Origin of the sequence: Pseudomonas sp. FSL W5-0299 (assembly GCF_005930655.1) — a bacterium.
Taxonomy (GTDB): Bacteria; Pseudomonadota; Gammaproteobacteria; order Pseudomonadales; family Pseudomonadaceae; genus Aquipseudomonas; species Aquipseudomonas mandelii.
Genome location: NZ_RXHX01000032.1, coordinates 61,471 through 67,470, shown reverse-complemented (window position 1 = coordinate 67,470; position 6,000 = coordinate 61,471). Strand labels below are relative to the sequence as shown.

Annotated in this window: 5 protein-coding genes and 1 tRNA gene; 3 read left to right on the top strand and 3 right to left on the bottom strand. The window is 59.7% G+C overall.

The genetic code is table 11. From position 1 onward, the window contains the following. Position 1 precedes the first annotated feature (1 nt). Positions 2–77, bottom strand: a tRNA-Val gene (locus tag FHL16_RS27065). A gap of 160 nt (positions 78–237) precedes the next feature. Between FHL16_RS27065 and rdgC the strand changes: the two genes are divergently transcribed. The 3 genes from rdgC to sugE all read left to right on the top strand — a co-directional run bounded on the left by rdgC (position 238) and on the right by sugE (position 2,703). Then, entirely contained in the window at positions 238–1,158 is a 921-nt protein-coding gene (gene rdgC, locus FHL16_RS27060) for a recombination-associated protein RdgC (RefSeq protein ID WP_077749804.1), read from the top strand. Between the two features lie 145 nt (positions 1,159–1,303). Continuing rightward, positions 1,304–2,269, top strand: a complete 966-nt coding sequence (locus FHL16_RS27055; RefSeq protein ID WP_077749803.1) for a bile acid:sodium symporter family protein — start codon at positions 1,304–1,306, stop codon at positions 2,267–2,269. Positions 2,270–2,388: 119 nt separating this feature from the next. Beyond that, entirely contained in the window at positions 2,389–2,703 is a 315-nt protein-coding gene (gene sugE / locus FHL16_RS27050) for a quaternary ammonium compound efflux SMR transporter SugE (RefSeq protein WP_010456757.1), read from the top strand. A gap of 125 nt (positions 2,704–2,828) precedes the next feature. Here the strand turns inward: sugE and FHL16_RS27045 are convergent, their stop codons facing one another. Beyond that, the gene (locus FHL16_RS27045) at positions 2,829–4,703 is read right to left on the bottom strand and encodes an MFS transporter (protein ID WP_010456758.1); all 1,875 of its coding nucleotides are present in this window, start codon (positions 4,701–4,703) and stop codon (positions 2,829–2,831) included. Between the two features lie 99 nt (positions 4,704–4,802). Beyond that, positions 4,803–5,954, bottom strand: coding sequence for a TDT family transporter (locus tag FHL16_RS27040; protein ID WP_077749802.1), 1,152 nt, complete (start codon positions 5,952–5,954; stop codon positions 4,803–4,805). Between the last annotated feature and the right edge of the window lie 46 nt (positions 5,955–6,000).

Below are 6,000 nucleotides of genomic sequence, written 5' to 3'. Positions count from 1 at the left end.
ATGGTGGGTGATGACGGGATCGAACCGCCGACATTCTGCTTGTAAGGCAGACGCTCTCCCAGCTGAGCTAATCACCCTTCACTTTCGGTGTGGCGCGCATTCTACGGAGCGACCCAACCTCTGGCAAGCACTTTTTACAATAATTTTTGCAGGCCTTCCAAAGGCTTAGAGAAGGGTTGGCCTATGGCTTCGCTAAGAGAATAATGCCCCCCTTTGTATAAAGGAGAGACTCGCCCCATGTGGTTCAAAAACCTGCTTATCTATCGCCTGACCCAAGATCTGCCTTTTGATGCCGAGGCGTTGGAAACTGCACTGGCCACCAAACTGGCGCGTTCATGTGCAAGCCAGGAGTTGACCACCTATGGTTTCGTCGCGCCCTTCGGCAAAGGCGAAGATGCCCCCCTGGTGCACGTCAGCGGCGACTTCCTGCTGATCTCCGCCCGTAAGGAAGAGCGCATCTTGCCGGGCAGCGTCGTGCGTGACGCTGTGAAGGAAAAGGTCGAAGAGATCGAAGCCGAACAAATGCGCAAGGTCTACAAAAAGGAACGTGACCAGATCAAGGATGAAATCATCCAGGCGTTCCTGCCGCGTGCCTTTATCCGTCGTTCGTCGACCTTCGCCGCCATCGCGCCGAAACAGGGCCTGATCCTGGTGAACTCGGCCAGCCCGAAACGCGCCGAAGACCTGCTGTCGACCCTGCGCGAAGTGATCGGCACACTGCCGGTACGTCCGCTGACCGTTAAAATGTCGCCAACCGCGACCATGACCGAATGGGTCACCACCCAGAAAGCCGCGGACGACTTCTTTGTGCTGGACGAGTGCGAACTGCGCGACACCCACGAAGACGGCGGCATCGTGCGTTGCAAGCGTCAGGACCTGACCAGCGAAGAAATCCAGTTGCACTTGAGCACCGGCAAAGTGGTGACTCAGCTGTCGCTGGCCTGGCAAGACAAGCTGTCTTTCGTCCTCGACGACAAGATGGTGGTCAAGCGCCTGAAGTTCGAAGACCTGCTGCAAGACCAGGCAGAGCAGGACGGCGGCGAAGAAGCCCTCGGCCAGCTGGACGCCAGCTTCACCTTGATGATGCTGACGTTCGGCGACTTCCTGCCGGCGCTGGTTGAAGCGTTGGGCGGTGAAGAGCTTCCGCAAGGGATCTAAAAGCGTGTGATATCACTGTGGGAGCAAGCCTGCTCGCGAAGGCGTTGTGACAGTCGGCATTTATGTCGACTGATACACCGCATTCGCGAGCAGGCTCGCTCCCACATTGGTTTTTGTGGTGTTACTTAATAATAAGGATCAGGCCATGCGCGCCCTCGCTGCATTGAGTCGTTTTGTCGGCAACACCTTCGCTTACTGGGTACTGATTTTCGCGGTCGTGGCGTTCTTGCAGCCGACGTGGTTTATCGGCCTGAAAGGCGCGATCGTGCCGCTGCTGGGCCTGGTGATGTTCGGCATGGGCCTGACACTCAAACTCGAGGACTTCGCCGAAGTCGCTCGCCATCCGTGGCGCGTGGCGCTGGGCGTGGTTGCACATTTCGTGATCATGCCCGGCGTGGCGTGGTTGCTCTGCCAGGCGTTTCACCTGCCACCGGAAATCGCCGTCGGCGTGATCCTGGTCGGCTGCTGCCCAAGCGGCACCTCGTCGAACGTGATGACCTGGCTGGCACGCGGTGACCTGGCACTGTCGGTGGCCATCGCCGCCGTCACCACCCTCCTCGCTCCGCTGCTGACCCCGGCGTTGATCTGGCTGCTGGCCTCGGCGTGGCTGCCGGTGTCCTTCATGGAGCTGTTCTGGTCGATCCTGCAAGTGGTGCTGTTGCCGATCGTGCTGGGTGTGGTTGCCCAGCGTTTGCTCGGCAGCCGGGTGCGCCATGCGGTGGAAGTATTGCCGCTGATTTCGGTGGTGAGCATCGTGATCATCGTCACCGCCGTGGTGGCCGCCAGCCAGGCGAAGATTGCCGAGTCCGGCCTGCTGATCATGGCCGTGGTGATGTTGCACAACAGCTTCGGTTATCTGCTGGGTTACTTCACCGGGCGCCTGTTCAAGTTGCCGCTGGCCCAACGCAAATCCCTGGCACTGGAAGTCGGCATGCAGAACTCCGGCCTCGGTGCTGCGTTGGCCAGTGCGCACTTCTCGCCACTGGCGGCGGTGCCTAGTGCGCTGTTCAGCGTCTGGCACAACATTTCGGGGGCGTTGCTCTCGACGTATTTCCGCCGCATGAGCGAAAAACAAGACCGGGAAACCGCAGTTCAGCAAGCGGCCGAGTAATCCGCAAACTTGATCCCCGGGTTAATGATGGGCACTCTATGGCGCAACGCGAGGACGACCTCGCGGCTCGATCGAGTCATTAATCTGGGGACGACCCCGTCAATCGATGGAGGTCTTTCATGTCCTGGATCATTCTGTTTTTCGCCGGCCTGTTCGAAGTCGGCTGGGCCGTCGGCCTGAAATATACCGACGGTTTCAGCCGCCCTCTCCCCACCGCATTGACCGTTGCCGCCATGGCGATCAGCCTTGGCTTGCTGGGCCTTGCCATGAAGGAATTGCCGCTGGGCACGGCCTATGCGATCTGGACCGGTGTGGGTGCGGTGGGCACGGTGATCGCCGGGATCATTTTGTTTGGTGAATCCATGGCGCTGTTCAGGCTGGCCAGTGTGGCGTTGATTATTGCCGGGTTGATTGGGCTCAAGGTCAGCGCCTGACCTTTAGATCGCCTTCGCGGGCAAGCCTCGCTCCTGCAGGGTTTCTGGCGCATCCCGAATGATGGATATGCCACAAACCCCGCAGGAGCGAGGCTTGCCCGCGAAGAGGCCCTCACAGTCACCGACTATCTAACGGCCCCACGCAAATCCCCGACCATCGCCTGCAACGTCGCCGGCTCCGCCGCCTCAACCGCCACCGCCGGCCCCGCCACCAACGTCACCCGCGACCACAACCGACGAAACAAGCCCTTGCCCGGATCGCGGCTGAAGAAACTCCCCCACAACCCTTGCAACGCCAGTGGAATCACCGGCACCGGCGTCTCTTCGAGAATGCGCACCAGCCCGCCCTTGAACTCACTCATCTCCCCGTCAGCGGTCAACTTGCCTTCCGGGAAGATGCACACCAGTTCACCGTCCTTCAGGTATTGAGCGATACGCGTGAAGGCTTTTTCGTAGATTTGAATGTCTTCCTGGCGCCCCGCAATCGGAATCGTCCCCGCCGTGCGAAAGATAAAGTTCAGCACCGGCAGGTTGTAGATCTTGTAGTACATGACAAAGCGAATCGGCCGACGCACCGCACCGCCAATCAGCAACGCATCCACAAACGAAACATGGTTGCAGACCAGTAATGCCGCGCCTTCATCCGGGATCAAATCGAGATTTCGATGCTCCACGCGGTACATCGAATGGCTGAGCAGCCAGATCAGGAAACGCATGGTGAACTCAGGCACGATGCTGAAGATGTAGGCGTTGACGCCGATGTTCAGCAGCGACACCACTAGAAACAGCTGCGGAATCGACAGCTCGACCATGCTCAGGAGCACGATCGAGACAATCGCCGATACCACCATGAACAGTGCGTTGAGAATGTTGTTGGCGGCAATCACCCGCGCCCGCTCGTTTTCGGGGGTGCGCGACTGAATCAGCGCATACAGCGGCACAATGTAGAAACCGCCGAAAATCCCCAGGCCCAGAATGTCGATCAGCACCAGCCAGGCGTGACCAAAACCAAGGATTTCGATCCAGCCGTGGCCGGCAACGCTGTCTGGGATACCGCCGGAATGCCACCACAGCAGCAAGCCAAAGACCGTCAGGCCAAACGAGCCGAACGGCACCAGGCCAATCTCGACTTTGCGTCCGGAGAGCTTCTCGCAGAGCATCGAACCGAGGGCGATGCCCACCGAGAACACCGTCAGAATCAGCGTCACCACGGTCTCGTCGCCGTGCATCCATTCCTTGGCATAGGCCGGGATCTGCGTCAGATAAATCGCCCCGACAAACCAGAACCACGAGTTGCCGACGATGGAACGCGATACCGCAGGCGTCTGCCCCAGGCCCAGTTTCAAGGTGGCCCAGGATTGGCTGAAGATGTTCCAGTTCAGGCGCATTTGCGGCGACGAGGCCGCTGCCCGGGGAATGCTGCGACTGGCCAGGTAGCCGAGCACCGCGACAGCGATGATCGCGGTGGACACGATGGGCGCGTAATGACTGGACGACATCATGATCCCGGCGCCGATAGTCCCGGCGAGGATCGCCAGGAACGTGCCCATTTCCACCAGCCCGTTGCCGCCCACCAACTCTTCTTCACGCAGCGCCTGGGGCAGGATCGAATATTTCACCGGCCCGAACAGCGCCGAGTGCGTGCCCATGGCAAACAGCGCCACCAGCATCAGCGACAGGTGATCGAACAGGAAACCCACGGCGCCGACCGCCATGATGGCGATTTCCCCGAGCTTGATCAGTCGAATCAGCGCGTCCTTGGCGAACTTTTCCCCGAACTGGCCGGCCAGCGCCGAGAACAGAAAGAACGGCAGGATAAACAGCAACGCGCACAGGTTGACCCAGATCGAACGGTCACCGTCGATGGTCAGCTTGTACAGAATGGCGAGGATCAACGACTGCTTGAAGATGTTGTCGTTGAACGCCCCGAGGGACTGCGTGACAAAGAACGGCAGGAAGCGCCGGGTGCGAAGCAAGGTGAACTGTGAGGGGTGGCTCATCTTCCATGGATCCCTGAGATTGGGTAAAGAGTGGCTTGGCGATTTGCTATTGGAATGTCGAACGTCGATCCAGGCCACACATTACCTAATCTTTGCGGCTTATTTCTTTAATCCTGCAATGCACGGCGAGACAAACAACTCACCCCGCCACGCGCCCCGCACTGTGCGTTTGGAGACAATCAGCCACATCACCGCCAGCATCGCCACCAGCACGCAGCCAAAGACATTGAAAAACGCCAGGTTCAAGGTGCTGCCCAGTTTCAACGTCGTCAGAGAATAGACGCCCAGCGGGAAGGTGAAGCCCCACCAGCCCAGGTTGAACGGGATACCGTCGCGCAGGTAACGCACGGTGATCAGCACCGCCATCAGCATCCACCAGAAGCCGAAGCCCCACAGCGTGATCCCAGCCACCAGGCCCAACCCGGCTGCAATTTCACCGATGCCCGGCAGGCCGTTGGCCGCAAAGATGGCCGGCGCATCGGCGCCCAGCAGCAACATGCCCAACGCCCCGGTGCCGATCGGCCCCAGCGCCAGCCAGCTGGAGGCGGCCATGTTTTCGTGAGGCAGTTTATGCAGCGCCATGCGCAGCAACAGAATGGTCAGAATGCTGAACGCCACCGGCAGGGAAAAGGCCCACAGCACGTAGCTGGTTGTCAGCACCACCAGTTGCGAATGGGCATCGGTCAAGTGCGGTGCCAACAGGCCCCCACTGGCGGCCGCCACTTCCGCCGCGACCACAGGCAACAGCCAGACTGCTGTCATCTGGTCGATGCTGTGCTCCTGACGGGTGAACATCATGTAGGGAATCAGCACACCGCAGGCCAGCGACATGACCACATCGAGCCACCACAGCACCTCGGCGACATGAATCACTCCATCGCCCCAGCGCGGCAAGCCGAACACCAGGAAGCCATTGATGATGGTCGCCAACCCCATGGGGATGGTACCGAAGAACATCGAGACCGTGGAGTGACCGAAGATCCGCCGAGCCTCATCGAAGAACAGCACCCAGCGTGCCGTGTACGCGGCGGTGAATAATACGAACAAGCAGATATTGAGCAGCCAGAGACCTTCGGCCACCGCCTTCAGTCCGGGTATGGCGACGGGCAATTGCGCCAGCGCCAATGCCAGCACGCCCGTGCCCATGGTTGCGGCGAACCAGTTGGGCGTGAATTGGCGAATCGCCTCAAGCGGGTGCTGCAAATGGCTGAACGGTCTTGAACCGAGGGTGGTGCTGTTGGAGCATGTCATGGTGAATTCCTCTCCTCTTGTGAGGTGGAATCCATGGTAGATCCGA